General features: G+C 60.7%; 25 protein-coding genes and 1 pseudogene. 16 read left to right on the forward strand and 10 right to left on the reverse strand.

Annotated features, from left to right (window positions below):
* The first annotated feature begins 115 nt into the window (after nt 1–115).
* The 9 genes from amaB (at nt 116) to ACUN0G_RS01890 (ending at nt 11,274) form a co-directional block, all read left to right on the forward strand.
* Nucleotides 116–1,606 (forward strand): L-piperidine-6-carboxylate dehydrogenase, encoded by a 1,491-nt coding sequence (amaB, locus tag ACUN0G_RS01850; protein ID WP_226475853.1) that lies wholly within the window; start codon nt 116–118, stop codon nt 1,604–1,606.
* A 168-nt stretch (nt 1,607–1,774) separates the two neighbouring features.
* Nucleotides 1,775–3,058 (forward strand): L-pipecolate oxidase, encoded by a 1,284-nt coding sequence (gene amaA / locus ACUN0G_RS01855; protein WP_445572568.1) that lies wholly within the window; start codon nt 1,775–1,777, stop codon nt 3,056–3,058.
* A 387-nt stretch (nt 3,059–3,445) separates the two neighbouring features.
* Nucleotides 3,446–4,582 carry a branched-chain amino acid ABC transporter substrate-binding protein gene (locus tag ACUN0G_RS01860; RefSeq protein WP_421551950.1) on the forward strand — a complete coding sequence of 379 codons (1,137 nt, stop codon included), beginning with the start codon at nt 3,446–3,448 and terminating at the stop codon, nt 4,580–4,582.
* A gap of 209 nt (nt 4,583–4,791) precedes the next feature.
* Complete coding sequence (locus tag ACUN0G_RS01865) at nt 4,792–5,706, forward strand: ABC transporter permease subunit (protein WP_003217447.1); 915 nt, start codon at nt 4,792–4,794, stop codon at nt 5,704–5,706.
* A gap of 2 nt (nt 5,707–5,708) precedes the next feature.
* Complete coding sequence (livM, locus tag ACUN0G_RS01870) at nt 5,709–6,986, forward strand: high-affinity branched-chain amino acid ABC transporter permease LivM (protein WP_167664835.1); 1,278 nt, start codon at nt 5,709–5,711, stop codon at nt 6,984–6,986.
* Nucleotides 6,983–7,858: an ABC transporter ATP-binding protein gene (locus tag ACUN0G_RS01875; protein WP_063033375.1), complete on the forward strand. Its 876-nt coding sequence runs from the start codon at nt 6,983–6,985 to the stop codon at nt 7,856–7,858. The genes livM and ACUN0G_RS01875 overlap by 4 nt, the downstream gene beginning before the upstream one ends.
* Nucleotides 7,855–8,571, forward strand: coding sequence for an ABC transporter ATP-binding protein (locus ACUN0G_RS01880; protein ID WP_445572569.1), 717 nt, complete (start codon nt 7,855–7,857; stop codon nt 8,569–8,571). Before ACUN0G_RS01875 ends, ACUN0G_RS01880 begins: the two co-directional genes overlap by 4 nt.
* 805 nt (nt 8,572–9,376) lie before the next feature.
* A complete protein-coding gene (locus tag ACUN0G_RS01885; protein ID WP_003217437.1) occupies nt 9,377–10,144 on the forward strand; it encodes an SDR family oxidoreductase in 768 nt (255 codons plus the stop codon).
* A gap of 224 nt (nt 10,145–10,368) precedes the next feature.
* Nucleotides 10,369–11,274, forward strand: coding sequence for a cation diffusion facilitator family transporter (locus tag ACUN0G_RS01890; RefSeq protein ID WP_258343436.1), 906 nt, complete (start codon nt 10,369–10,371; stop codon nt 11,272–11,274).
* Here the strand turns inward: ACUN0G_RS01890 and ACUN0G_RS01895 are convergent.
* The 5 genes and pseudogenes from ACUN0G_RS01895 to ureE form a co-directional block, all read right to left on the reverse strand.
* Nucleotides 11,246–12,375 (reverse strand): annotated as a pseudogene (locus ACUN0G_RS01895) (AGE family epimerase/isomerase). The gene ACUN0G_RS01890 and the pseudogene ACUN0G_RS01895 sit on opposite strands and share 29 nt — an antisense overlap.
* A gap of 184 nt (nt 12,376–12,559) precedes the next feature.
* The gene (locus ACUN0G_RS01900; protein WP_421551947.1) at nt 12,560–13,132 is read right to left on the reverse strand and encodes a HupE/UreJ family protein; all 573 of its coding nucleotides are present in this window, start codon (nt 13,130–13,132) and stop codon (nt 12,560–12,562) included.
* Nucleotides 13,133–13,156: 24 nt separating this feature from the next.
* Nucleotides 13,157–13,771: an urease accessory protein UreG gene (gene ureG, locus ACUN0G_RS01905; protein WP_003217431.1), complete on the reverse strand. Its 615-nt coding sequence runs from the start codon at nt 13,769–13,771 to the stop codon at nt 13,157–13,159.
* Nucleotides 13,772–13,794: 23 nt separating this feature from the next.
* Nucleotides 13,795–14,469, reverse strand: coding sequence for an urease accessory protein UreF (locus ACUN0G_RS01910; RefSeq protein ID WP_445572570.1), 675 nt, complete (start codon nt 14,467–14,469; stop codon nt 13,795–13,797).
* Nucleotides 14,466–14,966 carry an urease accessory protein UreE gene (gene ureE / locus ACUN0G_RS01915; RefSeq protein WP_076018025.1) on the reverse strand — a complete coding sequence of 167 codons (501 nt, stop codon included), beginning with the start codon at nt 14,964–14,966 and terminating at the stop codon, nt 14,466–14,468. Before ureE ends, ACUN0G_RS01910 begins: the two co-directional genes overlap by 4 nt.
* Nucleotides 14,967–15,304: 338 nt before the next feature.
* Here ureE and ACUN0G_RS01920 point away from each other — a divergent pair, with 338 nt between their 5' ends.
* Nucleotides 15,305–15,793 (forward strand): C40 family peptidase, encoded by a 489-nt coding sequence (locus ACUN0G_RS01920; RefSeq protein ID WP_177025921.1) that lies wholly within the window; start codon nt 15,305–15,307, stop codon nt 15,791–15,793.
* Between the two features lies 1 nt (nt 15,794).
* Here ACUN0G_RS01920 and ACUN0G_RS01925 read toward each other — a convergent pair whose 3' ends face one another.
* Together ACUN0G_RS01925 and ACUN0G_RS01930 are read right to left on the reverse strand one after the other, a co-directional pair.
* Nucleotides 15,795–16,427 (reverse strand): TetR family transcriptional regulator, encoded by a 633-nt coding sequence (locus tag ACUN0G_RS01925; RefSeq protein WP_017478372.1) that lies wholly within the window; start codon nt 16,425–16,427, stop codon nt 15,795–15,797.
* A 151-nt stretch (nt 16,428–16,578) separates the two neighbouring features.
* Nucleotides 16,579–17,028 (reverse strand): hypothetical protein, encoded by a 450-nt coding sequence (locus ACUN0G_RS01930; RefSeq protein ID WP_258343446.1) that lies wholly within the window; start codon nt 17,026–17,028, stop codon nt 16,579–16,581.
* Nucleotides 17,029–17,396: 368 nt separating this feature from the next.
* Here ACUN0G_RS01930 and ACUN0G_RS01935 point away from each other — a divergent pair, with 368 nt between their 5' ends.
* Nucleotides 17,397–19,466 (forward strand): AsmA family protein, encoded by a 2,070-nt coding sequence (locus tag ACUN0G_RS01935; RefSeq protein ID WP_445572571.1) that lies wholly within the window; start codon nt 17,397–17,399, stop codon nt 19,464–19,466.
* A gap of 137 nt (nt 19,467–19,603) precedes the next feature.
* Here the strand turns inward: ACUN0G_RS01935 and ACUN0G_RS01940 are convergent, their stop codons facing one another.
* On the reverse strand, nt 19,604–20,134 hold the full coding sequence (locus ACUN0G_RS01940) for a ferritin-like domain-containing protein (RefSeq protein WP_003217418.1): 531 nt from the start codon (nt 20,132–20,134) through the stop codon (nt 19,604–19,606).
* A gap of 98 nt (nt 20,135–20,232) precedes the next feature.
* Nucleotides 20,233–21,144 (reverse strand): LysR substrate-binding domain-containing protein, encoded by a 912-nt coding sequence (locus tag ACUN0G_RS01945; protein WP_445572572.1) that lies wholly within the window; start codon nt 21,142–21,144, stop codon nt 20,233–20,235.
* 124 nt (nt 21,145–21,268) lie between these two features.
* On the opposite strand from ACUN0G_RS01945, the gene ACUN0G_RS01950 reads away from it, so the two are divergent.
* Both ACUN0G_RS01950 and ACUN0G_RS01955 read left to right on the forward strand, forming a co-directional pair.
* Nucleotides 21,269–21,910, forward strand: a complete 642-nt coding sequence (locus tag ACUN0G_RS01950) for an FMN-dependent NADH-azoreductase (protein WP_445572573.1) — start codon at nt 21,269–21,271, stop codon at nt 21,908–21,910.
* 1 nt (nt 21,911) lies between these two features.
* Nucleotides 21,912–22,217, forward strand: coding sequence for a DMT family transporter (locus ACUN0G_RS01955; RefSeq protein ID WP_177025925.1), 306 nt, complete (start codon nt 21,912–21,914; stop codon nt 22,215–22,217).
* Here ACUN0G_RS01955 and ACUN0G_RS01960 read toward each other — a convergent pair.
* Nucleotides 22,210–23,106 (reverse strand): DMT family transporter, encoded by an 897-nt coding sequence (locus tag ACUN0G_RS01960; RefSeq protein ID WP_177025926.1) that lies wholly within the window; start codon nt 23,104–23,106, stop codon nt 22,210–22,212. The two genes, ACUN0G_RS01955 and ACUN0G_RS01960, sit on opposite strands and share 8 nt — an antisense overlap.
* A 97-nt stretch (nt 23,107–23,203) precedes the next feature.
* On the opposite strand from ACUN0G_RS01960, the gene ACUN0G_RS01965 reads away from it, so the two are divergent.
* The 3 genes from ACUN0G_RS01965 to ACUN0G_RS01975 all read left to right on the forward strand — a co-directional run bounded on the left by ACUN0G_RS01965 (nt 23,204) and on the right by ACUN0G_RS01975 (nt 25,582).
* On the forward strand, nt 23,204–23,992 hold the full coding sequence (locus ACUN0G_RS01965) for an AraC family transcriptional regulator (protein ID WP_445572574.1): 789 nt from the start codon (nt 23,204–23,206) through the stop codon (nt 23,990–23,992).
* A 71-nt stretch (nt 23,993–24,063) separates the two neighbouring features.
* Nucleotides 24,064–24,378: a PsiF family protein gene (locus ACUN0G_RS01970; protein WP_010173948.1), complete on the forward strand. Its 315-nt coding sequence runs from the start codon at nt 24,064–24,066 to the stop codon at nt 24,376–24,378.
* 190 nt (nt 24,379–24,568) lie between these two features.
* Nucleotides 24,569–25,582, forward strand: a complete 1,014-nt coding sequence (locus tag ACUN0G_RS01975) for an AI-2E family transporter (RefSeq protein ID WP_076018014.1) — start codon at nt 24,569–24,571, stop codon at nt 25,580–25,582.
* Nucleotides 25,583–25,620 lie beyond the last annotated feature (38 nt).

The raw sequence follows: 25,620 nt of genomic DNA on the forward strand, positions 1-25,620 counted from the left end.
GATATCTCGCCTAATCGTCGTTTGTTGGCAAGTCTTGGGCCAGCTACAAATAAGGTCTGGATCGCCGTGTGAACTGGCGGCGCATATTTCTGTTTGTGGATTGAAGGAGTGACCCATGGTTGCCGCATTGCTTGATCGTCTCGGGGTAAACCCGGCGCTGTACCAGTCGGGTAAACAACCCGTGCATTCGCCCATTGATGGCAGCCGGATTGCCAGTGTGCACTGGGAAGGCGCCGCCGAGGTGGAGCAGCAGGTCAGTCGCGCCGAGCATGCATTCGACGCCTGGCGCAAGGTGCCGGCCCCCCGTCGTGGTGAGCTGGTGCGCCAGTTCGGCGACGTGTTGCGCGAGTACAAGGCCGACCTCGGCGAGCTGGTGTCGTGGGAAGCCGGCAAGATCACCCAGGAAGGTTTGGGTGAAGTGCAGGAAATGATCGACATCTGCGACTTCGCCGTCGGCCTGTCGCGCCAACTGTACGGCTTGACCATTGCCTCCGAGCGCCCGGGCCACCACATGCGTGAAACCTGGCACCCGCTGGGCGTGGTCGGCGTGATCAGCGCGTTCAACTTCCCGGTCGCGGTATGGGCGTGGAACACCGCGCTGGCGCTGGTATGCGGCAACGCGGTGATCTGGAAACCGTCGGAAAAGACTCCGCTCACCGCCCTGGCCTGCCAGGCGCTCTTCGAGCGTGTGCTGAAGAATTTCAGCGATGCGCCGCCGTACCTCAGCCAAGTGATCATCGGTGGCCGCGACGCCGGCGCCGCACTGGTGGATGACCCGCGTGTCGCGCTGATCAGCGCCACCGGCAGCACCCGCATGGGCCGCGAAGTGGCACCGAAAGTCGCCGCACGTTTTGCCCGCAGCATTCTCGAGCTGGGCGGCAATAACGCGATGATCCTCGGCCCAAGCGCCGACCTGGACATGGCCGTGCGCGCCATCCTGTTCAGCGCCGTCGGTACCGCCGGGCAGCGCTGCACCAGCCTGCGCCGCTTGATCGCCCATGAGTCGGTGAAAGAGGAAATCGTCACCCGCCTCAAGGCCGCGTATTCCAAAGTGCGCATCGGCCATCCGCTGGAAGGCAACCTGATCGGCCCGCTGATCGACAAACACAGCTTCGAAAACATGCAGGACGCCCTGGAGCAAGCCTTGAGCGAAGGCGGCCGGGTGTTTGGCGGCAAGCGTCAGTTGGAAGACACGTTCCCCAACGCTTACTACGTGTCGCCGGCCATTGTGGAAATGCCGGAGCAGAGTGATGTGGTGTGCACCGAGACGTTTGCACCGATTCTGTACGTGGTCGGCTACACCGATTTTGCTGAGGCGCTGCGCCTGAACAATGCCGTGCCACAAGGCCTGTCTTCGTGCATCTTTACCACTGACGTGCGTGAAGCTGAGCAGTTCATGTCGGCGGTGGGCAGTGATTGCGGGATCGCCAACGTCAACATCGGCCCAAGCGGCGCGGAGATTGGTGGCGCGTTTGGCGGTGAGAAAGAAACCGGTGGCGGGCGTGAATCGGGTTCGGATGCATGGCGCGGGTACATGCGTCGCCAGACCAACACCGTGAACTACTCGCTGGAACTGCCGCTGGCCCAGGGCATTACCTTCGACTAAATCTCTGCTCGGAGTGCGGTCAATGTGGGAGCTGGCTTGCCTGCGATAGCATCACCCCGGTGTAACTGATGCACCGAGGTGCCTGCATCGCAGGCAAGCCAGCTCCCACATTTGATCGGGTTCGCACATCAACAAAAGTGGTTTGTTAGGTCTCATCGGAGTCTGGCAATGGCATTACGCGAAGCATGTTTGTGGGAACAACTCACCCCTGGCCGGCCGGACCGCGCTGCGCTCAAGGGCGAGGTCAAGGTGGATGTGTGCGTGATCGGCGCCGGGATCACCGGTTTGTCGGCGGCCATTCACCTGCTGGAACAAGGTAAAAGCGTCGCCGTACTCGAAGCCCATCGCACCGGCCACGGTGGTTCGGGGCGCAACGTGGGGCTGGTCAACGCCGGGATGTGGATACCCCCGGACGAGATCGAAGCCGGTTTCGGCGAAGCGGTAGGCAGCCAGCTCAACCGCATGCTCGGCGCGGCACCGTCTCTGGTGTTCAGCCTGATCGACAAATACAACATCGATTGCCAACTGCGCCGCGAGGGCACGTTGCACATGGCGCATAACGCCCGTGGCGAGGCGGATCTGCTCAGTCGTGAAGAACAATGGAAGCGTCGCGGCGCACCGGTGGAGCTATTGACCGGCGCGGCCTGCGAGCAAGCCACCGGTACCAAAAAGATTGCTGCCGCCTTGCTCGACCGGCGTGCCGGCACCTTGAACCCGATGGCCTACACCAGTGGTTTGGCCAATGCCGCAGTCGGGCTCGGCGGACAGTTGTTCGATCACTCCCCAGTCACCCAACTGGAACGCCAGGGCCAGCACTGGTCTGTGCAAACTGCCCAGGGCTCGGTGCAGGCCGAACAGGTGGTGATCGCTTCCAACGCCTATACCGAAGGCGAGTGGACCGAGCTGCGCCGCAACTTTTTCCCCGGTTATTACTATCAGGTGGCATCGGCCCCGCTGACCGACGAAGCCGCACAACAAATCCTCCCCGGCGGCCAAGGCTCCTGGGACACCCGCCAGGTACTCAGCAGCATCCGCCGCGACGCCGAGGGCCGGCTGCTACTCGGCAGCCTGGGCAATGGCAACCAGAAACCCGCCTGGTTCCTCAAGGCCTGGGCCGATCGGGTGCAGCAGCACTACTTCCCGTACCTCAAGCCGGTGCAGTGGGAATGCACCTGGACCGGCTGCATCGCCTTCACGCCGGACCACCTGATGCGCCTGTTCGAGCCAGCGCCTGGGCTGGTGGCCGTCACCGGTTACAACGGGCGCGGCGTGACGACCGGCAGTGTCGTGGGTAAAGCCTTCGCGGATTACCTGTGTCACCAGGATCCACAGGCGTTGCCGATCCCCTTTGCACCCATGCAGCCGCTGGCCGGTGTGGGCCTGCGCAGCTGTTTGTATGAGGCGGGATTCTCGCTGTATCACGCGGGCCAATGCCTGCGGATCGTGATCTGATCAACGAAATACCGCTCAGAAGCCTGCATTTTCTTAGCAGGCTACTAATCTGTATTGGTGCGAGTCGTAGCAGTAACGCACTGTAAATGTGCACTTCCGTTACGCACGCTGTTACAGGTTCAAGGGTGGCCGTTTAATGGCCGGGTTGCAGTGCTTGATTGGTCGGGTTGCACTTTGTGGGTCCAATGGTTGCACCCGGTTGAGATAGACGGTTGCACGTCCAATCAAAAGGCGCCCAAAAACCTGTAATAACAATGACACCGTGTCTTTTTGAATAATAAAAACGTAATGGCACGCCGCTTGCTCTGGGCTTTCCGAAAGCTTTTGAAGTGAAGCCGGCTGTTGTTAAAAGAATGCCAATTCAACAAAAACCTCGGAGCACCACTCATGTCCCAGACGTTTTACAAGAAAGGTTTTCTAGCCCTCGCCGTTGCTGCGGCGCTGGGTGTTTCTGCGTTTGCTCAAGCTGATGTGAAGATTGGCGTAGCGGGGCCGATGACCGGCGCCAACGCGGCATTTGGTGAGCAGTACATGAAAGGTGCCCAGGCGGCAGCCGATGTCATCAACAAGGCCGGCGGCATCAACGGCGAGCAGATCAAGCTGGTGGCCGGTGATGACGCCTGCGAACCCAAGCAGGCCGTGGCCGTCGCCAACCGCCTGGTTGACCAGGACAAAGTGATTGGCGTGGTCGGGCACTTCTGCTCGTCCAACACCATTCCAGCCTCCGAGGTGTATGCCGATGCGGGCGTGATCATGATCACCCCGGGCTCCACCAACCCACAGGTGACCGAGCGCGGCCTGTCGGCTGTGTTCCGCATGTGTGGTCGTGACGACCAGCAAGGCATCGTGGCCGGCGACTACATCGTCGACGTGCTCAAGGGCAAGAAAATCGCGGTTATCAACGACAAGGACACCTACGGCAAAGGCCTGGCTGACGCCACTGCGGCTCAGCTGACCAAGCGTGGCGTCAAGCCGGTGCTGGAAGAAGGCCTGACCCGTGGCGAGAAAGACTTCAGCGCGCTGGTCACCAAGATCCGCTCCACCGGGGCTGACGTCGTGTACTTCGGCGGCCTGCACCCGGAAGCAGGTCCACTGGTTCGCCAGATTCGTGAAGCCGGCCTGAAAGACGTCAAGTTCATGTCCGATGACGGCGTGGTCACCGACGAACTGGTGGCGACCGCCGGTGGTGCGCAGTATGTGGATGGCGTGTACATGACCTTCGGCGCCGACCCGCGCCTGCTGCCAGACAGCAAGACCGTCGTGGAAGAGTTCCGCAAAAATGGCACCGAGCCTGAAGGCTACACGCTGTACGCCTACGCGTCGGTCCAGGCCCTGGCGGCTGCTTTCAACGGCGCCAAGTCCGACAAGGGCGAAGACGCTGCCAAGTGGCTGAAGGCCCACCCGGTCAAAACCGTTATGGGCGAGAAGAACTGGGACACCAAGGGCGACCTGAAAATCTCCGACTACGTGGTTTACCAGTGGGACAAGGACGGCAAGTATCACCAGCTGGAAAAGCAGAAGTAATCCGAACTGACTGCATGACCTCTCTGTAGGAGCGAGCTTGCTCGCGAAGAACGTCAACGATGACGCGGGCATCCTGGATGCATGCGTCGCTCTCGGGTTTTTCGCGAGCAAGCTCGCTCCTGCAGTGGGCGAGTGCCGAGCCTCTGTTTTCCTCCTAGAAGATCCGCACACCCACCCGTGTGCAGGCTCTCACTGCGTGAGATTGCGTTATGGATGGTATTTTCCTGCAGCAACTGGTCAATGGGCTGACCCTCGGGTCGGTCTATGGCTTGATCGCCATCGGCTACACAATGGTCTATGGCATCATTGGCATGATCAACTTCGCCCATGGCGAGGTTTATATGATTTCCGCTTACCTCGCGGCGATCAGTCTGGCACTGCTGGCTTACTTCGGCATCGAATCCTTCCCGCTGCTCATTCTTGGCACCTTGATCTTCACCGTCGTCGTCACCGGCGTTTACGGCTGGGTTATCGAGCGTGTCGCCTACAAACCGCTGCGTAACTCCACCCGACTGGCACCGCTGATCAGCGCCATCGGTATTTCGCTGATCCTGCAGAACTACGCGCAGATCGCCCAGGGCGCCAAGCAACAAGGCATCCCGACGCTGCTGGCCGGCGCCTGGAGAGTCGATATCGGCACCGGCTTCGTGCAGTTGACCTACACCAAGGTGTTCATCCTGGTGGCCGCGTTTGTCGGCATGGGCCTGCTGACCTACATCATCAAGTACACCAAGCTCGGCCGCATGTGCCGCGCAACCCAGCAAGACCGCAAGATGGCGTCGATCCTCGGCATCAACACCGACCGGGTCATCTCCTACGTATTCGTGATTGGTGCCGCCATGGCCGCCTTGGCCGGTGTGCTGATCACCCTGAACTACGGCACGTTCGACTTCTATGCCGGCTTCATCATCGGCATCAAGGCATTTACCGCAGCGGTACTCGGCGGCATCGGTTCCCTGCCTGGGGCCATGCTCGGCGGGATCATCCTGGGTATTTCCGAGTCGCTGTTCTCGGGGTTGATCAACTCTGACTACAAAGACGTGTTCAGTTTCTCCCTGCTGGTGGTGATCCTGATTTTCCGTCCCCAGGGCCTGCTCGGTCGCCCACTCGTGGCGAAGGTATAACTATGTCTGCTGCCTACTCTATCGATATCAAGAAAAGTGTCGTCGATGCGGTACTCGCCGGGCTGATTTCGCTGATCGTGTTCGGTCCGATCGTCGGCGTGGTCCTCGACGGCTACAGCTTCAACCTGCAACCGGCGCGTGTCGGCATCCTGGTGGCCATCGTGATGGTTGGCCGGTTCGCCATGAGCCTGTTCCTGCAAACCCCCAAGGGCCTGCGGATTCTGCAGGGTTTTGAAAGCACCGGCTCCGGTGTGCATGTACTCAAGCCCGACTACAAATCGCGCCTGCGCTGGATCATCCCGGCGTTGATCGTGATTGCCATCGTGTTCCCGTTCTTTGCCAACAAATACCTGCTGACCGTGGTCATTCTCGGGCTGATCTACGTGCTATTGGGCCTGGGCCTGAACATCGTGGTGGGCCTGGCCGGGCTGCTCGACCTGGGTTACGTGGCGTTCTACGCCATCGGTGCCTACGGCCTGGCGCTGGGTTATCAATACCTCGGCCTGGGCTTCTGGACGGTGCTGCCGCTGGCGGCGATCTGTGCGGCGTTGGCGGGATGCATACTCGGGTTCCCGGTGTTGCGAATGCACGGTGACTACCTGGCGATCGTTACCCTGGGCTTCGGTGAAATCATCCGCCTGGTACTGAACAACTGGCTGTCGTTTACCGGTGGCCCGAATGGCATGCCGGTGCCGTCGCCAACCTTTTTCGGCCTGGAGTTCGTGCGTAAGGCGAAGGATGGTGGGGTGCCGTTCCACGAGTTCTTCGGCATCGACTACAACCCCAACTTCAAATTCCTGTTCATCTACATCGTGCTGTTCCTGGTGGTGCTGCTGGTGCTGTATATCAAGCACCGCCTGACCCGCATGCCGGTGGGCCGCGCCTGGGAAGCCTTGCGAGAAGATGAAATCGCCTGCCGTTCCATGGGCCTCAACCACGTGCTGGTGAAGCTCTCGGCCTTCACCATCGGCGCGTCCACTGCCGGCTTGGCCGGGGTGTTTTTCGCCAGCTACCAGGGCTTCGTCAACCCGTCGTCGTTCACCTTCTTCGAGTCGGCGCTGATCCTGGCCATCGTGGTGTTGGGCGGCATGGGCTCGACCGTCGGCGTAGTGATTGCCGCGTTCGTGCTGACCGTGGCGCCGGAACTGCTGCGCAGCTTCTCTGAATACCGCGTGCTGCTGTTCGGCGTGTTGATGGTGGTGATGATGATCTGGCGACCACGAGGCCTGATTCGTATCAGCCGTACCGGTGTAGTCCCACGTAAAGGAGTGGCGCCATGAGCAAGGAAGTCGTCCTCTCCGTGGAACACCTGATGATGCACTTCGGTGGCATCAAGGCCTTGAGCGATGTGAGTCTCAAGGTCGAACGCAACTCGATCTTCGCGTTGATCGGCCCCAACGGTGCCGGCAAGACCACGGTGTTCAACTGCCTCACCGGTTTTTACAAAGCCTCCGGCGGCAAGATCGAACTCAATGTGCGTGGCAAGCAGACCAACGTGATCCAGCTGCTGGGCGAGCGCTTCAAGGCCACCGACTTTGTTTCACCGAAAAGCTTCGTCAGCCGGGTGTTCTACAAGATGTTCGGCGGCACCCACCTGGTGAACCGTGCCGGTTTGGCGCGCACCTTCCAGAACATTCGCCTGTTCAAGGAAATGTCGGTGGTGGAGAACCTGCTGGTGGCCCAGCACATGTGGGTCAACCGCAACATGCTCGCGGGCATCCTCAACACCAAGGGTTACCGCAAGGCTGAAAGCGATGCCCTTGACCATGCCTTCTACTGGCTGGAAGTGGTGGACCTGGTGGACTGCGCCAACCGCCTGGCCGGCGAGTTGTCCTACGGCCAACAACGCCGCCTGGAAATCGCCCGCGCCATGTGCACCCGGCCGCAGATCATCTGCCTCGACGAACCGGCTGCCGGCCTCAACCCCCAGGAAACCGAAGCCCTCAGCGCGATGATTCGCCTGCTGCGGGACGAGCACGACCTGACGGTGGTGCTGATCGAACACGACATGGGCATGGTGATGAGTATTTCCGACCACATCGTGGTGCTGGACCACGGCAACGTGATTGCCGAGGGCGGCCCTGAAGCAATCCGCAACGATCCTAAAGTGATCGCGGCTTACCTGGGCGCTGATGAAGAGGAGCTGGTATGAGTGAGCCAATCCTCGAACTGAAAGACCTGGACGTGTACTACGGCCCGATCCAGGCCTTGAAAAAAGTCTCGTTGCACGTCAACGAAGGCGAAACCGTCAGCCTGATCGGCTCCAACGGCGCGGGTAAATCCACGCTGCTGATGTCGATCTTTGGCCAGCCACGGGCCGAGTCCGGGCAGATCATCTATCGCGGCGTCGACATTACCCACAAGTCGTCCCACTACATCGCCTCCAACGGCATTGCGCAGTCGCCGGAAGGGCGGCGGGTGTTCCCCGACATGACCGTCGAGGAAAACCTGCTGATGGGCACTATCCCGATTGGCGACAAGTTCGCTACCGAGGACATGCAGCGGATGTTCGAGCTGTTTCCGCGGCTCAAGGAGCGGCGTAACCAGCGGGCAATGACCATGTCCGGTGGTGAGCAGCAGATGCTCGCCATCGCCCGTGCGCTGATGAGTCGACCCAAGCTGTTGCTCCTGGACGAGCCGAGCCTGGGGCTGGCGCCGATTGTGGTGAAGCAGATCTTTTCCACGCTGCGGGAGCTGGCGTCTACCGGCATGACCATCTTCCTGGTGGAGCAGAACGCCAACCATGCGCTGCGCTTGTCGGACCGGGCGTACGTGATGGTCAACGGCGAGATTCGCCTTACAGGCACCGGCAAGGAGCTGCTGGTGAATGAAGAGGTGCGCAACGCCTACCTCGGCGGGCACTGATGTAACTCTGATCGTTCCCACGCTCCGCGTGGGAACGCCTCTTGTGACGCTCTGCGTCACGCTTTGGGACGCGGAGCGTCCCGGCCTGCATTCCCACGCAGAGCGTGGGAACGATCAGCGTGGGAACGATCATCCACAGCGCTTTCCTGAAATTGTGGACAACAAATCCAGACACCTGCCAAAGCGCGACATATAGCCGCCGCAAATCCCTGTTTTGTCACAGTTTTGACTTGTCCCCAACCACTGTGGAACCGGCTGTGGGTAACGTGGGAGTAGCTGGCTGGAGGCCTTTGTTTCCGTGGCTTGTAGCGCGGTGGTTGTTTATTGATCAGTGAGTTTTTCGCGACCACCCGAGGGTTTTGTCAACCTGTTTAAAGACACAGGTATATGACCGGAATATGTCACTTCGGCCTGTGGATAAGTCTGTGACTAAACTCTGGAAAGAGTGCCGCAGAGGCCGGAATGACTGGCCTGTAGCCATCGTCCTGAGTGCACTGTTTTGAACCGGGCTACATATGGCTGGGTCCAGGTCAAGCAAAAAACTTTTTGAATCGCGCTGAAAGCCTTGTACACCGTGGCTTTCAGCTTTTGTACTTGCCCCCAAAGACTGTGGACGGGGCTGTGGATAAGGTGCGCGCACATGGCTGCACGCCACAGCCTGTATGGCTCCCAAGGGATTGGTTGAATTTCGTACAGTATGAGCCGCCTTCACCGCTGTCCACAGCGCGTATCAGTTGCCGCCAGCCCGGCAGCCGGGCATTCTGCTGGCTGATTTTTTACCTCGTAGCCCTGCAAGGAGAACACCATGTCCAATACGCTGTTTATTACTGGCGCGACCTCCGGTTTCGGCGAAGCCTGTGCCCGCCGTTTTGCCGAAGCCGGCTGGAAACTGGTGCTCACCGGCCGCCGCGCAGAGCGTCTGAACGCCCTGTGCGCCGAGCTCTCCAAGCAGACCGAAGTACTCGGCCTGGTGGTGGACGTACGTGACCGCAAGGCCATGGAAGAGGCAATCGCCAACCTGCCGCCGTCCTTTGCCACGCTGCGCGGGCTGATCAACAACGCCGGCCTGGCGGTGGGCACCGACCCTGCGCCCAAATGCAGCCTCGACGATTGGGAAACCATGGTCGACACCAACATTAAAGGCCTGCTGACCACCACCAGCCTGCTGTTGCCGCGCCTGATCGCCCACGGCCGTGGCGCCGGCATCATCAACCTTGGTTCCATCGCCGGCAGCTACCCGTACCCGGGCAGCCACGTGTATGGCGGCACCAAGGCCTTCGTCAAACAATTCTCGCTGAACCTGCGGTGCGACTTGCAGGGCACCGGCGTGCGCGTGACCAACATTGAGCCCGGCCTGTGCGAAAGCGAGTTCTCCCTGGTGCGGTTTGCCGGTGACCAGGCGCGTTATGACGCGACCTATGCCGGCGCCGAGCCGATCCAGCCGCAGGACATTGCGGACACGATCTTCTGGGTGCTGAACACCCCGGCACACGTGAACATCAACCGTCTGGAACTGATGCCGGTCAGCCAGACCTGGGCCGGGTTTGCGATTGAGCGTGGCGCCAAGGCTTAAGTTCGTCGAGCTGGTGTGGCGAGGGAGCTTGCTCCCGCTGGGCTGCGAAGCGGCCCCAAAAAATGCCAGGGCCGCTCCGCGCCCCAGCGGGAGCAGGCTCCCTCGCCACAGGTTTTTGTCAGCCTTGAATATGCGGCAAATCGGCCAAAACAGGACATAAGGTACACTCCACCCCTGAAAACCCCGCCGCGCTGTGCGGTTCAAAGGTTTTGACAGGAGGATATGTGAGTAACCGAGGTGAGCAGTCGCTGCTCAAACAATCGACCATCCTGATGTTCGCCGTGGCGATCGCCGGGATTGTCACGGGTGTGGTGTCGGGCGCCCAATCGATCTTATTCGACGGCTTTTTCTCGCTGATCGCCACCGCCATCAAGGTGCTGATGCTGATCACGGCCAAGCTGATCGCCAAGAAAAGCAACGAACGTTTCCAGTTCGGCTACTGGCACCTGGAACCCATGGTGCTGCTGATCGAAGGCAGTTTCCTGCTGTTGATCGCCATCTATGCGTTTCTCAACGGTGTGTTCGGCATTATCAATGGCGGGCGCGATATCGAGTTGGGCCTGGTGATCATCTACGCGGCGGTATTTACCGTCGTCGAGTTCGCCTATTTCTTCTATGTGCGTTACCGCAATCGCACGCTCAAGTCGTCGCTGATCCAGTTCGACAACATCAGCTGGCTGGTGGACGCGATGCTGTCGGTGGGGCTGCTGGTGAGCTTCCTGGCGGCGCTGTTGCTCAAGTCCCAGGGCTATGGGCAGTGGGCGGTATACGTCGACCCGTTGATCCTGATTCTGCTGGCGCTGAGCATGCTGGCACCGGCCTTCAAGATCCTGCGCCCGGCGCTGCGGGATGTGCTGGGGATTGTGCCGGACCAACTGGACGGCAAGGTCCGCGAAGTGATGGAGGCGGTGGTGGCCAAGCATGGTTTCGATGATTACGTGTCCTACGTACAGAAGCACGGGCGGGCGCGGTTTATCGAGATTCATGTGGTGCTGCCGGCGGATTACCCGGTGGATAACGTCGCCACCCTGGACGGGCTGCGCGAAGAAATATCCACAGGGCTGGGCAAGCCGGACGCGGCGCGCTGGCTGACGATCAGTTTTACCGGGGATCGCAAATGGATTGCGTAAGGCCCAGGTAGCACGTCGCCAAGTGGTAAGGCGTGGTCGACGGCATATCCCGTCGGCTGACTTGCCCCTTGGCATCCAGGCATTCATTCCAGCCTTTGTCGTGCAGGAAGCGCTGCTGCAACGCCAGCAATTGGCGGTGCAGCACGGCTTCACTGCTGGGCCGCAAGGCAGCGCCCGCAGGTATTCGGCCTGGGCCCAGATACGCTGGGTGCCGTCGCGTACGCTGCCGTCCAGGGCAAGCATGCCGCTGACCGCGCCAGTCAGGTTATCCACACCCTTTTGCTCGGCATAGCTGAACGCTTTGTTCAACGATGCGTGCAGCGGTGTGCCCCGCAACAAGTCCGAAGACTCCAGCAGGAAGAACCATTCGAACTGATGTCCCGGCTCAAACCAGTTATCCACAGCGCCCAGGGGTTTTTCCATCATCACGCCGTGCTGGCGGTCGATGAAGCGCTTCTGCATGGCGTTGGCCAGGTCCAGCAATGCGTCCTGGGTGACGGCGTCTTCACGCACGGCCAGCGTGGCAAGGAAGCCTTCGGCCAGGTGCATCAACGGGTTTTGCAGAGGGCCGGACTTGAGGGATGACCAGTTACGTTCCAGCACCGCTTCGTACAGGCCGTCGCCGGTGGCGAAGCGTTCGGCGACCACTTCCAGGGCGGCATCGAGCACCGACTCCACCAGCGATTCACGCACCTTGGCCCAATAGTGGGCGCAGGCGAAGATGATGAAGGCGTGGGTGTAGAGGTCCTTGCGTTTATCCAGCGGCTTGCCGTGGGCGTCGATGCTGTAGAACCAGCCGCCGTGCTCGGCGTCGTGGAAGTGCCGTTGCAGGGAACGGAACAGCGCGGCGGCGCGCTCCTCGGCAAAGGCGGCGCCGGGCTCGCCGATCAGGCTGGCGAACAGGTACAACTGCCGTGCGCAGGCCATGGCGCGGTAGCGTTGCGGGGGCAAAGGCCGATGGTCGGCGTCCAGGGCCTCATAGGGCAGCGCCAGGTCGGCATTCCAGCCCGGGCCATGCCAGAGCGGCACGATCAGGTCGTGGAAGTGCGTCAACACAGCGGTCAATTGAGGCTTGAGGGCGGAGCTTGGAGCGATGGGCATCGGCTGGCGTCGTCACGGCAGGGGTGTTTGCGCGACATGGTATCAGGCTTGGGATCGGTGTTGTCTTTACTGCCGCCTTCGCGAGCAAGCCCGCTCCCACATTCGATCGAGTTCCATTGTTGGAATGCAGTCGAATGTGGGAGCGGGCTTGCTCGCGAAGAGGCCCTCAGGAGCGCTGAAAATCTCAGGCGGCGAGCAACCAAACCCCAGTCGCCGCCGAAACCGCACCCGCCACCCGCACCAACGGCGCTGCCGCCGCCGGCAGGAAACGCACCACGGCATAACCCGCCGCATGCAAAGCCGCCGTCGCACCCACAAACCCTACGGCATACGCCCAAGGGCTGGACATGTCCGGCAGCTCCAAACCATGCGCCACGCCATGGAACAGCGCAAACAGTGCAGTGGCCGCCACTGCCACGAACAACGGTGGACGCACCGCCAGCGCCACCGCCAGGCCCAGCGCCAGCACCGACGCGGCAATCCCGCTTTCCAGCGCCGGCAATGCCAGGCCTTCAAAGCCCAGCATTCCGCCGATCAGCATGGTGCCGACAAAGGTGCACGGCAGCGCCCAGCGTGCGGCGCCTTTCTGTTGTGCGGCCCACAGGCCCACGGCGACCATCGCCAGCAAGTGGTCGATGCCGCCCAGCGGGTGGCTGATACCGGCCACCAGGCCGTTGTCGCCATGGCCGGGGTGGGCAAAGGCGAGGGCGGGAGTGAGCAGCAACGCTGCGGCGGCAAAAAGTGTATTGAGGCGCATGGACAGGCTCCTTGTTGAGGTTGATCAGGCTGCGGTCAGCAAGCCCTGGCGTTCGATAAAGGCGACGATTTCTTCCAGGCCGACGCCGGTTTTCTGATTGCTGAAGACGAAAGGTTTACCGCCGCGCATGCGCTGGGTGTCGCTGTTCATCAGCTCCAGGGACGCGCCCACCAGCGGCGCCAGGTCGATCTTGTTGATCACCAGCAGGTCGGATTTGCAGATCCCCGGCCCGCCTTTGCGCGGCAGCTTGTCGCCGGCCGACACATCGATCACGTAGATGGTCAGGTCCGACAGTTCCGGGCTGAAGGTGGCCGACAGGTTGTCGCCGCCGGATTCCACCAGGATCAGGTCCAGGCCGGGAAAGCGCCGGTTCAACTGGTCTACCGCTTCGAGGTTGATCGAGGCGTCTTCGCGAATCGCGGTGTGGGGGCAGCCGCCGGTTTCCACGCCGATGATGCGCTCGGGCGCCAGGGCCTGGTTGCGCACCAGGAAGTCGGCATCTTCACGGGTGTAGATATCGTTGGTGACCACCGCCAGGTTGTAGCGATCACGCAGGGCCAGGCACAGGGCCAGGGTCAGGGCGGTCTTGCCGGAGCCGACCGGCCCGCCGATGCCGACGCGCAGGGGTTGGGTGTTCATATGATTCTCCAAGATAAAGTGCCCTAGGAACGGAACAGGCGGCTGTACTGGCGCTCATGGGCCATGCACGCCAGGGACAGGCCAAAGGCGGCGCTGCCGTAGTGATTGGGGTCGAGTTGGCTGGCGCTCTGCTGGGCTTGTTGCAGCAGCGGCAGCAGTTCACTGGTCAGGCGCTGGGCGGCTTGCTGGCCCAGTGGCAAGGTTTTCATCAGCACCGCCAGCTGGTTTTCCAGCCAGCTCCACAGCCACGCGGCCAGGGCGTCGTCGGGGCTGATCTGCCAGGCGCGGGCGGCCAGCGCCCAGCCCAGGGCCAGGTGCGGTTCGGGTCGCTGCGCGAGAAACGCCCGCGCGTGATCATCCAGCTCCGGCAAACCGTTGAGCAGTTGATGCAGCGAATAACCCATCTGCCGGCTTTCCTGGTACAGCTCGCGGGTTTCGCGGCTGGCGCGGTGTTCCTCACACAACTGCGCGAGGCGCGGCCAATCCTGTTCAGCGGCGGCCTTGCAGTGGGCGAGCAGCAGCGGCGCTTCGAAGCGCGCCAGGTTGAGCAACAGTTGATCGCTGATCCAGCGCCCGGCACTCGCCGGGTCGGTCACGCGGTCTTGCTCCACGGCCATTTCCAGGCCTTGGGAATAGCTGTAGCCGCCAATCGGCAGCTGCGGACTGGCCAGACGCAACAGCGCCCAGGCTGGGTTCATAGACGTACGCCGAACTGGTGCAACTTGGGCGGGTAGTTGAAGTCTTCGTCACCATGGCGGGAGTGGTGGTGGCCGCCGCCATAGGCGCCGTGTTCCGGCTGGAAGGGGGCCTCGATGGTTTCAGTCGTCGCACCCAACTGATCAAGCATGGCCTTGAGCACGTAGTCATCCAGCAGGCGCAACCAACCATCACCCACTTGCAGGGCGACATGGCGATTGCCCAGGTGATAGGCCGCGCGGGTCAGTTCAAAGGCACTGCTGCAGGTGACGTGCAACAGTTGTTCAGGGCGGGCGCATACGCGTACGACACGTCCGTCTTCGGCTTGTAGGAATTCACCATCGTGCAGCGGCGATTGGCCGCGCTCCAGGAACAGGCCGACGTCTTCTCCGTCGGCACTGAAACAGCGCAGACGGCTTTTGCTGCGGGCTTCGAAGTTCAGCAGCAACTCGGCGGCCCAGACGGGTTCGGGGGCGATTCGGCGGTGGATCACCAGCATCAGAAAGCTTCCAGCTATGAGCGATAAGCAAGCTAGAGCAAGGGTCTTGCCAACCACGCGGGGAGTAGGAATTCCCTGTAGGCAGGCGGTGTGTGCCACCTGATGGCGCAGGGAATTATTCCAAAATGTTTCATTTTGGTGCGTGAGTGGATTTATAGCACCGGATTCGGGCGCTGAGCGTTGAATTCCATGGCTCGCCGCATGAAATTTCTTTCATCTTTGGGAGGGTGGCGAGTTGTTTCGGATTTTTCCCACGCAGTTACAGGATTAGGCGGTCATCGGGTTACGCGCTGTTTCATTAGGATTCCGCTCCGTGTTTAATTCTCAGCGGTTCCATCATGTACAAGTCATTTTTCTGTTTAATCATTGTCAGCTTGTCGCTCACCCTTTCATCCGCTTCGGCCAATCTCCATCGGGCCCCGGCATTTGCCCCGCGGCCTTCTATCGACAACGTGATCGATCGTGCCCATGCGCTGCTGGGCACGCCCTACAAGTGGGGCGGCACCTCGGTACGGCAGGGCTTCGATTGCAGCAGCTTTCTGGTGTACCTGTTCAAGACCGAAGCTAACATTCATCTGCCCCGCACGACGTCTGAGATGCACCGCTCAACTGCGGCCACGATCAAGCGCGATGCATTGCAACCGGGTGATGCCGTGTTTTTCAGGGGCAACGGGCGCGGCCAGGTCAGCCATGTCGGTCTCTATATAGGCGAGGGCAAATTCATTCACTCGCCCCGCACCGGCAAAAGCGTGCGCATCGATTCACTGGCCAACAGTTACTGGAACAAGAACTACACCACCGCCAAGCGTTTCCACGCCGTGCGCTGATTTATTCAGTGCTGCCCAAGCCTTGCCAATGCTTGAGGCCAATGAAGATAAAGCGCAGTTGCTGGGTGATCTTGGCTTGAGGCGTGAGGTGCGCAGGCAGCGCTTCGGCGGGCGGGTCGATGATGTCGGGCAGGGTGGCGAACACGCTCTTGACGATCAGGTCGGCCATTACGTGCAAACCGTCGGCATCCAGGTGCTGGAGCTTGGGCATCAGGGTCAGGTCGGCGGCGAGGTCGCTGGTGATGTCTTCGCGCAGGGCACCAATGGCTTGGCGCACGGCGAGGCTGCCACCGTATTGCTCGCGGGCCAGGAACAGGAATTGTGAACGGTTGGCGGCGACCACATCCAGGAAAATCCGTACCGAGGCATCAATGATGCCGCCCATTACGAATTCATTGTGGCGCACCAGGCGAATCGTCGCGCGAAAGGTCTGGCCGACTTCACTGACCAATACCAGGCCCAACTGATCCATATCGGCAAAGTGACGGTAGAAACCGGTGGGCACGATGCCGGCGGTCTTGGCCACTTCGCGCAGGCTCAGGCTGCCGAACCCACGGCCACACTCCATCAGATGGCGGGCTGCGTCCATCAGGGCGAGTCGGGTCTGTTGCTTCTGTTCGGCACGGGGCAGCATTGGCAGGCGGGCTTTGTGGACAAGGACAGCGACGCACTCTAGCAAATCAGCTTTGCCAGCGTCGAACTTCAAAAGGGAGAAGGGCGTTGCGGTTCACACAAAGTCAAAGCCCGATCGGGTGATCGGGCTTTTTTCCAGGGCCAGCACGGGCTTAGCTCTGTGCTTGATGCAGTTCTTGCAGACGGTCAGCACCGCCTTCAGCTACGGAACCGGCATAGGCGCGTTCGTTGGCTTGTTCAGCACCGCCTTCAACCAGACCTTTCTGTTCCAGGCGATCACGGCCACCTTCGGCAACAGCGTTGCGTTCCATCAGGCGATCAGCGCCACCTTCAACCAGACCTTTCTGTTCCAGACGATCACGGCCACCTTCAGCAACGCCTTCGGTGTAAGCGCGTTTGTTGGCTTGTTCCGAACCGTTTTCAGTGATGCTGCCGTTGTAGTCGGTGTTGTTCTTGTCCGAAGCACCGCTGCGCGCCAGGGTTTGGCTGACGTGGGAAGCATCGGCTTTCACTTGTGGGGTGGCCTGTTCAGCAGCTGGCAGGGCAAATGCGCTGGTGGCCAGGACGGAAAGTACAAAGCTTGCGAGTAATTGGCGTTTCATGATGGGTTGCTCCTTGGGAGGGCGATAAATTGGGTACAGGGCTAATGCTACTCTTGATAAGTCGATATAAAAGTTCATAAACACAATGGTAATAATCAACAGAATTGATTGTTCTCGGCGAAGGCTCTATCTCGCAGGTCTCAAGCCCGCGCTTTTGCACCGTGGTGGGTATTTTCGACACGATCGTGGGTAACAACGGTGCGTGGTTGATGATTGAAATTGTCTGATTGGTCAGGAAAGGCGGTTTTTAGCGCTAATTCATCAATGGGGTTAAACCCCCGTGCCGTTTGTCAGTCGTAGCCATATAAGCTGTAGTCAAAACGTGCGCCGCAATGCGCCCGCTCAGTCGTAACCTGGAGTCCTGTGCAATGACGCGCACTCGTAAAATTCTCGCCTGGAGCTGCGCCAGCTTCGTTTTGTTAATCGCCATTGTGGTGTTGGTTTTGGTGTTCTTTGACTGGAACCGGATCAAGCCGCCGCTCAACGCCAAGGTCTCCGAGGAGCTGCATCGACCGTTTGCCATCAATGGCAACCTGGCCGTGGTGTGGCAGCGCGAGCCCGATGAAGGCGGCTGGCGCGCCTGGGTTCCGTGGCCCCACGTGATTGCCGAAGACCTGACCCTGGGCAACCCCGACTGGTCGAAAACCCCGCAGATGGTCACCCTCAAACGCGTGGAATTGCGTGTCTCGCCCCTGGCGTTGCTGGCCCAGCGTGTGGTGATCCCGCGTATCGACCTCACCGAACCGAGTGCGCAGTTGCAGCGCCTGGCCGACGGCCGCGCCAACTGGACCTTCAAGTTCGACCCCAAGGACCCGAATGCCGAACCCTCCAACTGGGTGGTGGACATCGGCGCCATCGGCTTCGATAAAGGCCATGTGACCCTCGACGACCAAACCCTCAAGACCCAACTCGACGTAGTGATTGATTTGCTCGGCAAGCCAATTCCCTTCGGCGAAATAGTCGGGGACGCCGACGCCAAGAAGGCCCTGGAAAAAGGCTCGGCGCCGCAGGATTACGCGTTCGGCCTCAAGGTCAAAGGCCAATACCACGGCCAGAAGCTCGATGGCACCGGCAAGATCGGTGGCCTGCTGGCGTTGCAGGACGCGGCCAAGCCGTTCCCGCTGCAAGCCCAGGCCAGGATCGGCGACACCAGCATCGCGCTGGCTGGCACCCTGACCGACCCGATGAACCTCGGCGCCCTTGACCTGCGCCTCAAGCTCTCCGGCAGCAGCCTGGGCAACCTCTACCCACTCACCGGCGTGACCCTGCCGGACTCGCCCGCCTATTCCACCGACGGCCACCTGATCGCCAAGCTGCATGAGGCCAGTGGCGCGTCGTTCCAGTATGAAAACTTCAACGGCAAGATCGGCAACAGCGACATCCACGGCAACCTTGGCTACGTCGCGAGTCAGCCGCGGCCCAAACTCACCGGCGCGCTGGTCTCCAACCAGCTGTTGATGGCCGACCTGGCGCCGCTGATCGGTGCCGATTCCAACGCCAAGCAAAAAGCCCGTGGCGGCGAAAGCAAGCAGCCGGCAACCAAGGTGCTGCCGGTGGAAGAGTTTCGCACCGAGCGCTGGCGCGACATGGATGCCGACGTTGAATTCACCGGCAAGCGCATCGTCCACAGTGCCGAATTGCCGTTCACCGACCTTTACACCCACCTGGTGTTGAACGACGGCCAGTTGAGCCTCGAGCCCCTGCGTTTCGGGGTGGCCGGTGGCAAGCTCGACGCGCAGATTCGCCTTAACGGGCGGACCACGCCGATGGAAGGCCAGGCCAAACTCACCGCACGTAACTTCAAGCTCAAGCAGTTGTTCCCAACCTTTGAGCCGATGAAAACCAGCTTTGGTGAACTCAACGGTGACGCCGACATTTCCGGACGCGGCAACTCCGTCGCAGCGCTGTTGGGCACGTCGAATGGCGATCTGAAGATGTTGATCAACGACGGCGCTATCAGCCGTGGCCTGATGGAAATCGCTGGGCTCAACGTCGGCAACTACGTGGTAGGCCGTCTGTTTGGCGACAAGGAAGTGAAGATCAACTGCGCGGCGGCGGACTTTGGCATCAAGTCCGGCCTGGCGACGACTCGTCTGTTTGTGTTCGATACCGAGAACGCGATCATCTACATCGATGGCACCGCGAACATGGCCAGCGAGCAACTCGACCTGACGATTACCCCAGAGTCCAAAGGCTTCCGCCTGTTTTCCCTGCGCTCGCCGTTGTACGTCAACGGGCCGTTTATCAAGCCGAACGCTGGCGTGAAGGCGGTGCCGCTGATGCTGCGTGGTGCGGGCATGGTTGCCTTGGGTGTGATTGCCGGCCCGGCAGCAGGTTTACTGGCGCTGGTGGCGCCGAGCGGCGATGAGCCGAACCAGTGTGCGCCGTTGCTGCAACAGATGAAGGAAGGCAAGGCACCAAAAACAGTGAAGGGCTAGCTGACAAAACCGGGAACCAAATGTGGGAGCGGGCTTGCTCGTGAAGGCGGTGGACCAGTCAAGAATGTGCCGACTGATCCACCGCCTTCGCGAGCAAGCCCGCTCCCACATGGGTTTTGCGGTGTTAGCTGTGTTAGTTACAGGTCCTTCAGAATATCCGCCATGTCGTCAGCGTGTTCTTCTTCCTGGGCCAGGATGTCTTCGAAGATCCGGCGAGTGGTCGGGTCTTTGTCGCCGATGTACTGGATGATCTCGCGATAGCTGTCTACCGCGATGCGCTCGGCCACCAGGTCTTCGTAGACCATCTCCTTCAGCGTATTGCCGGCCACGTACTGCGCGTGGGAATTCTTCGACAGCAGGTCGGGGTTGAACTCCGGCTCGCCACCCAACTGCACGATACGCTCGGCCAACTTGTCGGCGTGTTCGGCTTCCTGGGTGGCGTGCTCGAGGAATTCCTCGGCGGCGACATGCGCCTTGACGCCATTGGCCATGAAGTAATGGCGCTTGTAGCGCAGCACGCACACCAGTTCGGTGGCCAGTGATTCGTTGAGCAGACGCAGGATTTCCTGGCGGTCGGCGTCATAGCCTTCAGTCACGGCACCGTTTTCGACGTTCTTGCGGGCGCGGTCACGTAAAGTGGCTACGTCAGACAAATGTGAGTCAGTCATCTCATTCTCCTGGTACTAATCCGGTTTTGCGCCACGCTCTGCTGGCGTGATCGCTCCAAGTTGTGAGTCCCAGGCAACGCAAAAAGTTTTATCGGATTTTACAGAGCGTGCCCCGACAGCCGCGCTTCCTCCTGCAGCCATTCAAAAAACGCGCGGACTGGCGGGTGCCGTTCACGGCCCGGTACGCACAGGGCGCTGTAGCCGGCGCCGTTGACGCGTATCTGTGGCCGGTATTGCACCAGCAACCCGCTGGCGATGCTTTCCGAGACCAGGATATTGCTGGCCAACACCAGGCCCTGGCCGGCGATGGCTGCTTGCAGGGCATAGTGTTCTTCGTCGTATTCGCGCAGTGGCGAGGCGGGTTGCAACCAATCTTCCCCGGCCTTTTCGCACCAGGCCTGCCAGCCCAGGGCGTACAGCTTGGAGTTGTGCCAGCGCACGCTGATCAGGGTCGGGGTGCGTTCGCTCGCCAGGGCGACTTGTTCGGGGGAGCCATACACGGCGAAACATTCGTCGAACAGGCACAAACCGTACAGGTTCGTGTAGTCGTCGATGCTGTAGCGGATCACCAGGTCGACGCTGGCGTCCTGCTGCAAATCGACCACGGCGCAGTTGGTGTCCAGGCGCAGGCTGATATCCGGATGGGCGGCATAGAAGCGCCCGAGTCGCGGCACCAGCCACAGAGCGGCGAACGCCGGCGTAGTGGAGAGCGTGAGATTGCTGGCGCTGCGCTGCGGGCGAAGGGTGTCGAGGCTTTGCGCGACGTCCAGCAGGGCGCCGTGCAGGCTGTGGAACAAGCGCTCGCCGCGTTCCGTCAGGCGCACCTGGCGCGGAAGGCGCTCGAACAGTGGCACGCCGAGCCAGGTTTCCAGTGAGCGAATCTGGTGGGACACGGCCGTTGGCGTTACCGACAGCTCCTTGGCGGCGGCCTTGAAGCTCAGCAGGCGCGACGCCGATTCAAAGGCGCGCAGGGCGGTCAGGGGCAGCGAGGCAAACATATGAGGCTCCATGGATGAATTAAAATCATCCAGAACAACTATTGCTCATTTGTGAGGTTAGCCTGGCATCTCTAGATTTGTGGGCAAGAGAGGCGGCCAGTCAGGTTGCCTGAGTCTAGCGTGTGAAGGCCTACAGATGAAAAAAATGCTTGTTATCCATTCCAGTCCCCGCGGTGAACGTTCCCATTCCCGGCGCCTGGCCGAGGTGTTCCTGGCCGCCTGGCACGCCGCTAACCCTGACGCACACCTGAGCCGCCGCGAAGTCGGCCGTGCATCGATTCCCCATGTCAGCGAAGCGTTTATTGCCGCCAGTTTTCACCCCGAGCCGCAGTCGATGCCCTTGTCCATGCACGCTGATTTGCAACTGAGCAATGAACTGGTGGCCGAGCTGGTCGAGCACGAACTGCTGGTGATTTCCGTGCCGATGTACAACTTCGGGATTCCCAGCGGCCTCAAGGCCTGGATCGACCAGATCGTGCGCATGGGCCACACCGTAGATATCACTCAGGACAGCCAGGGCATCGCCCACTACCAGCCGTTGCTGTTGGGCAAAAAGGCGCTGATCATCACCAGCCGCGGCGGCAGTGGCTTTGGCCCGGGCGGGGAAAACGAGGCGATGAACCACGCCGATCCGCACCTGCGGACCGCGCTGGGGTTCATCGGCATTGAAGACGTCACAGTGATCGCCGCAGAGGGCGAGGAGTCCGACCCGAGTGTTTTCCGTCGCTCCTGCGATGCGGTCGAAGGCCAACTGCGCGATCTGGCCGGGAGCTTTTGAGGTGTCCTGGCTCTTCCTGCTGATCGCTGCCGGGTTTGAGGTGACGTTCGCCATGGGCATGAAGTACGCCGACGGTTTCACCCGGCTGTGGCCATCGCTGATCACCGTCATCGCGGCGGTGGGCGGGATCTATTTCCTGACCTTGGCCATGCGTGAACTGCCGGTGAGCGTGGCCTACCCGATCTGGACCGCCATTGGTTCACTGGGCACGGTGTTTCTCGGGTTTGCGCTGCTGGGCGAGAGCCTGACGCTGATCAAGCTGGTGTCGGTGGGCTTGATCGTCGCCGGCGTGGTCGGCCTTAAGTAGCTTCAGGCGCGCCGACATTGCTGCGAACCGGTGTCGTCCAGCGCTCCGACAAAATCACCCCGCCCAAGGTCAGCAAGCCGCCCACCAAGTGGTACATCGCCAGTTGCTCCTTCAACACCACTGAGGCAATCAACGCGGTGATCAGCGGCAGCAAATTGAAAAACAGCGTGGTGCGGCTCGGGCCGAGGGTCTTCACCGAATGCATCCACGCCAACGGCGCGAGCATCGAGGCCAACAGGCAGGCGTACAGCACCAGCGGGATATTCGACCAGCCAAGGCCGGCTTTGTCGGAGAGCAGGAACAGTGGAAACAGCACCACCACTGCCACCAGCACCTGCAAATACAGCAACACCAGCGGCGGCAAACGCAGCTGCCATTTTTTCAGCAGGGTGCTGTAGACCGCGTAGGCCAGCGTGGCCACCAGCATCATCGCATCACCCATGTTCAGCCCGTGTTGCAGCAGCGCGCTGAGACTGCCGGCGGAAACCACCACCACCACGCCGGCGAACGACAGCACGGCACCGGTCAGGGCGCCGAAGGTCAGGCGTTGGCCGAGGCTGATGATGGCGGCGGTGAGGGCCATCAGCGGCATCAGCGACAGGATGATGCCCATGTTGGTGGCCGAGGTCAGGTTCGCGGCGTAATACGCCAGGCTCTGATACACCGCCATGCCCAGCACGCCGAGGATGAAGATCTTGCCCAGGTTGGGGCGAATCAGCGACCAATTGGCGATGACGGGTTTGAGCATGAACGGGGTAAACAGCACGCCGGCCAGCAGCCAGCGATAAAAGCCGATCTCGGCAGGGAAAATCGTCCCCACCGCGAGTTTGTTGACCACGGTATTGCCGGCCCAGATAAAAATGGCCAGTAACGGATAAGCGTATTGCATCGAAAGGAGCCTGTTGCGTCTATGAGCGGCGATTATCCTTTGTCTGGATCGAAGCCTATACTTCGATCCAGCCATCCGACCTTTGTATCCAGACAATATGCCGAAGAAGTACATCAACCTTCCCGATTTCGACCAGTTGCCGTCCCCGGTGTATTTCCGCTATTCGGAATTCGAAGCCGACACCCATGCCAGTGCGCACCAGCATGCCTGGGGTTCTCTGGACTACTCGGCCCGAGGCGTGATGCGCTTTGAAGTGGCCGGCAGCCGCTTCATGTCGCCGCCGCAATACGCGGTGTGGATCCCGCCGAATACCCAACACAGTTCCTACAATGCCCAGGCGATTGTCTATCGCTCGGTGTACCTGGCGCCCGCGCTGTGCGAGCAATTGCCAGCGCAGCCGTGCACCCTGACCATCAGCGATATCCTCAAGGCGATCCTCAGTGATTTCGCCGAACGTGACGTCAACATTCCCGAGAATGAAGCCGATGTGCGCTTGGCCCAGGTGCTGGTGGACCAGCTTCGGCAGGCCCCGGTGCATGATTGTTTCCTGCCGTACGCCAGCCATCCCGGGTTACTCAGCGTGCTGGAGGGTATGCAGGCCGATCCCGGGGATAACCGCGCGCTGGCCCGGTGGGCGGGGCAGGTACATGTCAGCGAGCGCACCCTGGCGCGGCAATTTGTGCGTGAGCTGGGGATGAGTTTCGGCGAATGGCGCCAACGCCTGCGTTTCCTTGCGTCCATCGAAGCGTTGGACAGCCCGCGCAGCGTCCAGGAAGTAGCGTTTGACCTGGGCTACAGCACCGCCTCGGCGTTTATTGCGATGTTTCAGCGCCAGGCCGGCTGCACCCCGGAGCAGTACCGTCGGACGAATATTCGTAGCAGGTGAACGTGTAACAGGGTTTGACTACACTGCTGGGGAGGCCGTGCCCCTCGGCACGGTAACAGGGAGAAAACTCCATGAAGATGCTGCGTATTCCGCTGTTGATGATGGGCTTGCTGTTGTGTTCCCAAGGCTTTGCCGCAACTGCTGCACAGACGGCTCAGCAACAAAAAATGACCACTTGCAACGCCGAAGCCAAGACCAGTGGCAAAACCGGTGATGAACGCAAGGCATTCATGAGCACCTGCCTCAAGGCGGCCCCGGCGGCCAACGACGCCAAGACCCTCACGCCCCAGCAGCAAAAAATGAAAGACTGCAACGCCACGGCGAAAACCCAGGCGCTGACTGGCGATGCACGTAAAACGTTTATGAGCACCTGCCTGAAGAAATAATAGCCGGGTGCCATAGAAGGCTGCGACACTCGTACACAGCCCTCTGTTATCTGTAGGCGCGAGCTTGCTCGCGAAGAACGTCAACGAAAACGCGTTCATCCTGAATAAACGTGGCTTCCTTGCGTTTTTCGCGAGCAAGCTCGCGCCTACAAGTAACAGCATCCTTTAACGCCGTTCGTTTTGAGGCTGTATGCCAACGTTTTCTCAGCGTCACGTGTTGTTGTTGGTCAGTTGCGTGCTGATTTTTGGCGGGCTGCTGCTGGTTTTGCCGTTGAAGTTGCTGCCGAGCCTGTTGGCCGGGCTGCTGGTGTATGAGCTGGTCAACATGCTCACCCCGCAGTTGCAGCGGCTGATAGAAGGCCGGCGTGCGCGCTGGTTGGCAGTGGCGTTGCTGGGGACTTTGATCGTCAGCATCCTGACCCTGATCTTCGCCGGGGCCATCAGCTTCCTGCTGCACGAAGCGGAAAACCCCGGGGCTTCCCTGGATAAATTCATGGGCGTGGTCGACCGTGCCCGCGGCCAGTTGCCGCCGTTCCTCGATGCCTACCTGCCGGCCAGCGCCGCCGAGTTCCGCGTGGCCATCGGCGAATGGCTGAGCAAGCACCTCAGCGAATTGCAGTTGGTGGGCAAAGACGCTGCGCACATGTTCGTGACCTTGCTGATCGGCATGGTGCTGGGCGCGATCATCGCCCTGCAGCGGGTACCGGACGTCACCAAGCGTAAACCCTTGGCTGCTGCGCTGTTCGATCGCTTGCATTTGCTGGTCCAGGCCTTTCGCAACATCGTCTTCGCCCAGATCAAGATCGCCGCGCTGAACACTGCGTTCACCGCGATCTTCCTCGCGGTGGTGCTGCCGCTGTGCGGGATTCACCTGCCGCTGACCAAGACGTTGATCGTGCTGACGTTCCTGCTGGGCCTGCTGCCGGTGATCGGCAACCTGATGTCCAACACCCTGATCACCATCGTGGCCTTGTCGCTGTCGATCTGGGTGGCGGTGGCGGCGTTGGGCTACCTGATCGTGATCCACAAGGTCGAGTACTTCCTCAACGCGCGGATTGTCGGCGGGCAGATCAGTGCCAAATCGTGGGAATTGCTGTTGGCGATGCTGGTGTTCGAAGCCGCGTTCGGCCTGCCGGGGGTGGTGGCGGGGCCGATTTATTATGCGTACTTGAAGAGTGAGTTGAAGCTGGCGGGGATGGTTTAGGGATCCGCTTTTTGTGGCGAGGGAGCTCGCTCCCGCTG

This window comes from Pseudomonas sp. 32A (assembly GCF_052682255.1).

What these genes read in the sequence shown, in the direction of transcription:
- livM (WP_167664835.1), top strand. Translation starts at nt 5,709, where the DNA reads ATGTCTGCTGCCTACTCTATCGATATCAAGAAAAGTGTCGTCGATGCG.
- ACUN0G_RS01950 (WP_445572573.1), top strand. Translation starts at nt 21,269, where the DNA reads ATGAAAAAAATGCTTGTTATCCATTCCAGTCCCCGCGGTGAACGTTCC.
- ACUN0G_RS01945 (WP_445572572.1), bottom strand. Translation starts at nt 21,144, where the DNA reads ATGGAGCCTCATATGTTTGCCTCGCTGCCCCTGACCGCCCTGCGCGCC.
- ureE (WP_076018025.1), bottom strand. Translation starts at nt 14,966, where the DNA reads ATGCTGGTGATCCACCGCCGAATCGCCCCCGAACCCGTCTGGGCCGCC.
- ACUN0G_RS01925 (WP_017478372.1), bottom strand. Translation starts at nt 16,427, where the DNA reads ATGCTGCCCCGTGCCGAACAGAAGCAACAGACCCGACTCGCCCTGATG.
- ACUN0G_RS01930 (WP_258343446.1), bottom strand. Translation starts at nt 17,028, where the DNA reads ATGAAACGCCAATTACTCGCAAGCTTTGTACTTTCCGTCCTGGCCACC.
- ACUN0G_RS01880 (WP_445572569.1), top strand. Translation starts at nt 7,855, where the DNA reads ATGAGTGAGCCAATCCTCGAACTGAAAGACCTGGACGTGTACTACGGC.
- ACUN0G_RS01885 (WP_003217437.1), top strand. Translation starts at nt 9,377, where the DNA reads ATGTCCAATACGCTGTTTATTACTGGCGCGACCTCCGGTTTCGGCGAA.
- ACUN0G_RS01960 (WP_177025926.1), bottom strand. Translation starts at nt 23,106, where the DNA reads ATGCAATACGCTTATCCGTTACTGGCCATTTTTATCTGGGCCGGCAAT.
- ACUN0G_RS01970 (WP_010173948.1), top strand. Translation starts at nt 24,064, where the DNA reads ATGAAGATGCTGCGTATTCCGCTGTTGATGATGGGCTTGCTGTTGTGT.
- ACUN0G_RS01935 (WP_445572571.1), top strand. Translation starts at nt 17,397, where the DNA reads ATGACGCGCACTCGTAAAATTCTCGCCTGGAGCTGCGCCAGCTTCGTT.
- ACUN0G_RS01965 (WP_445572574.1), top strand. Translation starts at nt 23,204, where the DNA reads ATGCCGAAGAAGTACATCAACCTTCCCGATTTCGACCAGTTGCCGTCC.
- ACUN0G_RS01975 (WP_076018014.1), top strand. Translation starts at nt 24,569, where the DNA reads ATGCCAACGTTTTCTCAGCGTCACGTGTTGTTGTTGGTCAGTTGCGTG.
- ACUN0G_RS01920 (WP_177025921.1), top strand. Translation starts at nt 15,305, where the DNA reads ATGTACAAGTCATTTTTCTGTTTAATCATTGTCAGCTTGTCGCTCACC.
- ACUN0G_RS01910 (WP_445572570.1), bottom strand. Translation starts at nt 14,469, where the DNA reads ATGAACCCAGCCTGGGCGCTGTTGCGTCTGGCCAGTCCGCAGCTGCCG.
- ureG (WP_003217431.1), bottom strand. Translation starts at nt 13,771, where the DNA reads ATGAACACCCAACCCCTGCGCGTCGGCATCGGCGGGCCGGTCGGCTCC.
- ACUN0G_RS01940 (WP_003217418.1), bottom strand. Translation starts at nt 20,134, where the DNA reads ATGACTGACTCACATTTGTCTGACGTAGCCACTTTACGTGACCGCGCC.
- ACUN0G_RS01875 (WP_063033375.1), top strand. Translation starts at nt 6,983, where the DNA reads ATGAGCAAGGAAGTCGTCCTCTCCGTGGAACACCTGATGATGCACTTC.
- ACUN0G_RS01900 (WP_421551947.1), bottom strand. Translation starts at nt 13,132, where the DNA reads ATGCGCCTCAATACACTTTTTGCCGCCGCAGCGTTGCTGCTCACTCCC.
- ACUN0G_RS01860 (WP_421551950.1), top strand. Translation starts at nt 3,446, where the DNA reads ATGTCCCAGACGTTTTACAAGAAAGGTTTTCTAGCCCTCGCCGTTGCT.
- amaB (WP_226475853.1), top strand. Translation starts at nt 116, where the DNA reads ATGGTTGCCGCATTGCTTGATCGTCTCGGGGTAAACCCGGCGCTGTAC.
- ACUN0G_RS01865 (WP_003217447.1), top strand. Translation starts at nt 4,792, where the DNA reads ATGGATGGTATTTTCCTGCAGCAACTGGTCAATGGGCTGACCCTCGGG.
- amaA (WP_445572568.1), top strand. Translation starts at nt 1,775, where the DNA reads ATGGCATTACGCGAAGCATGTTTGTGGGAACAACTCACCCCTGGCCGG.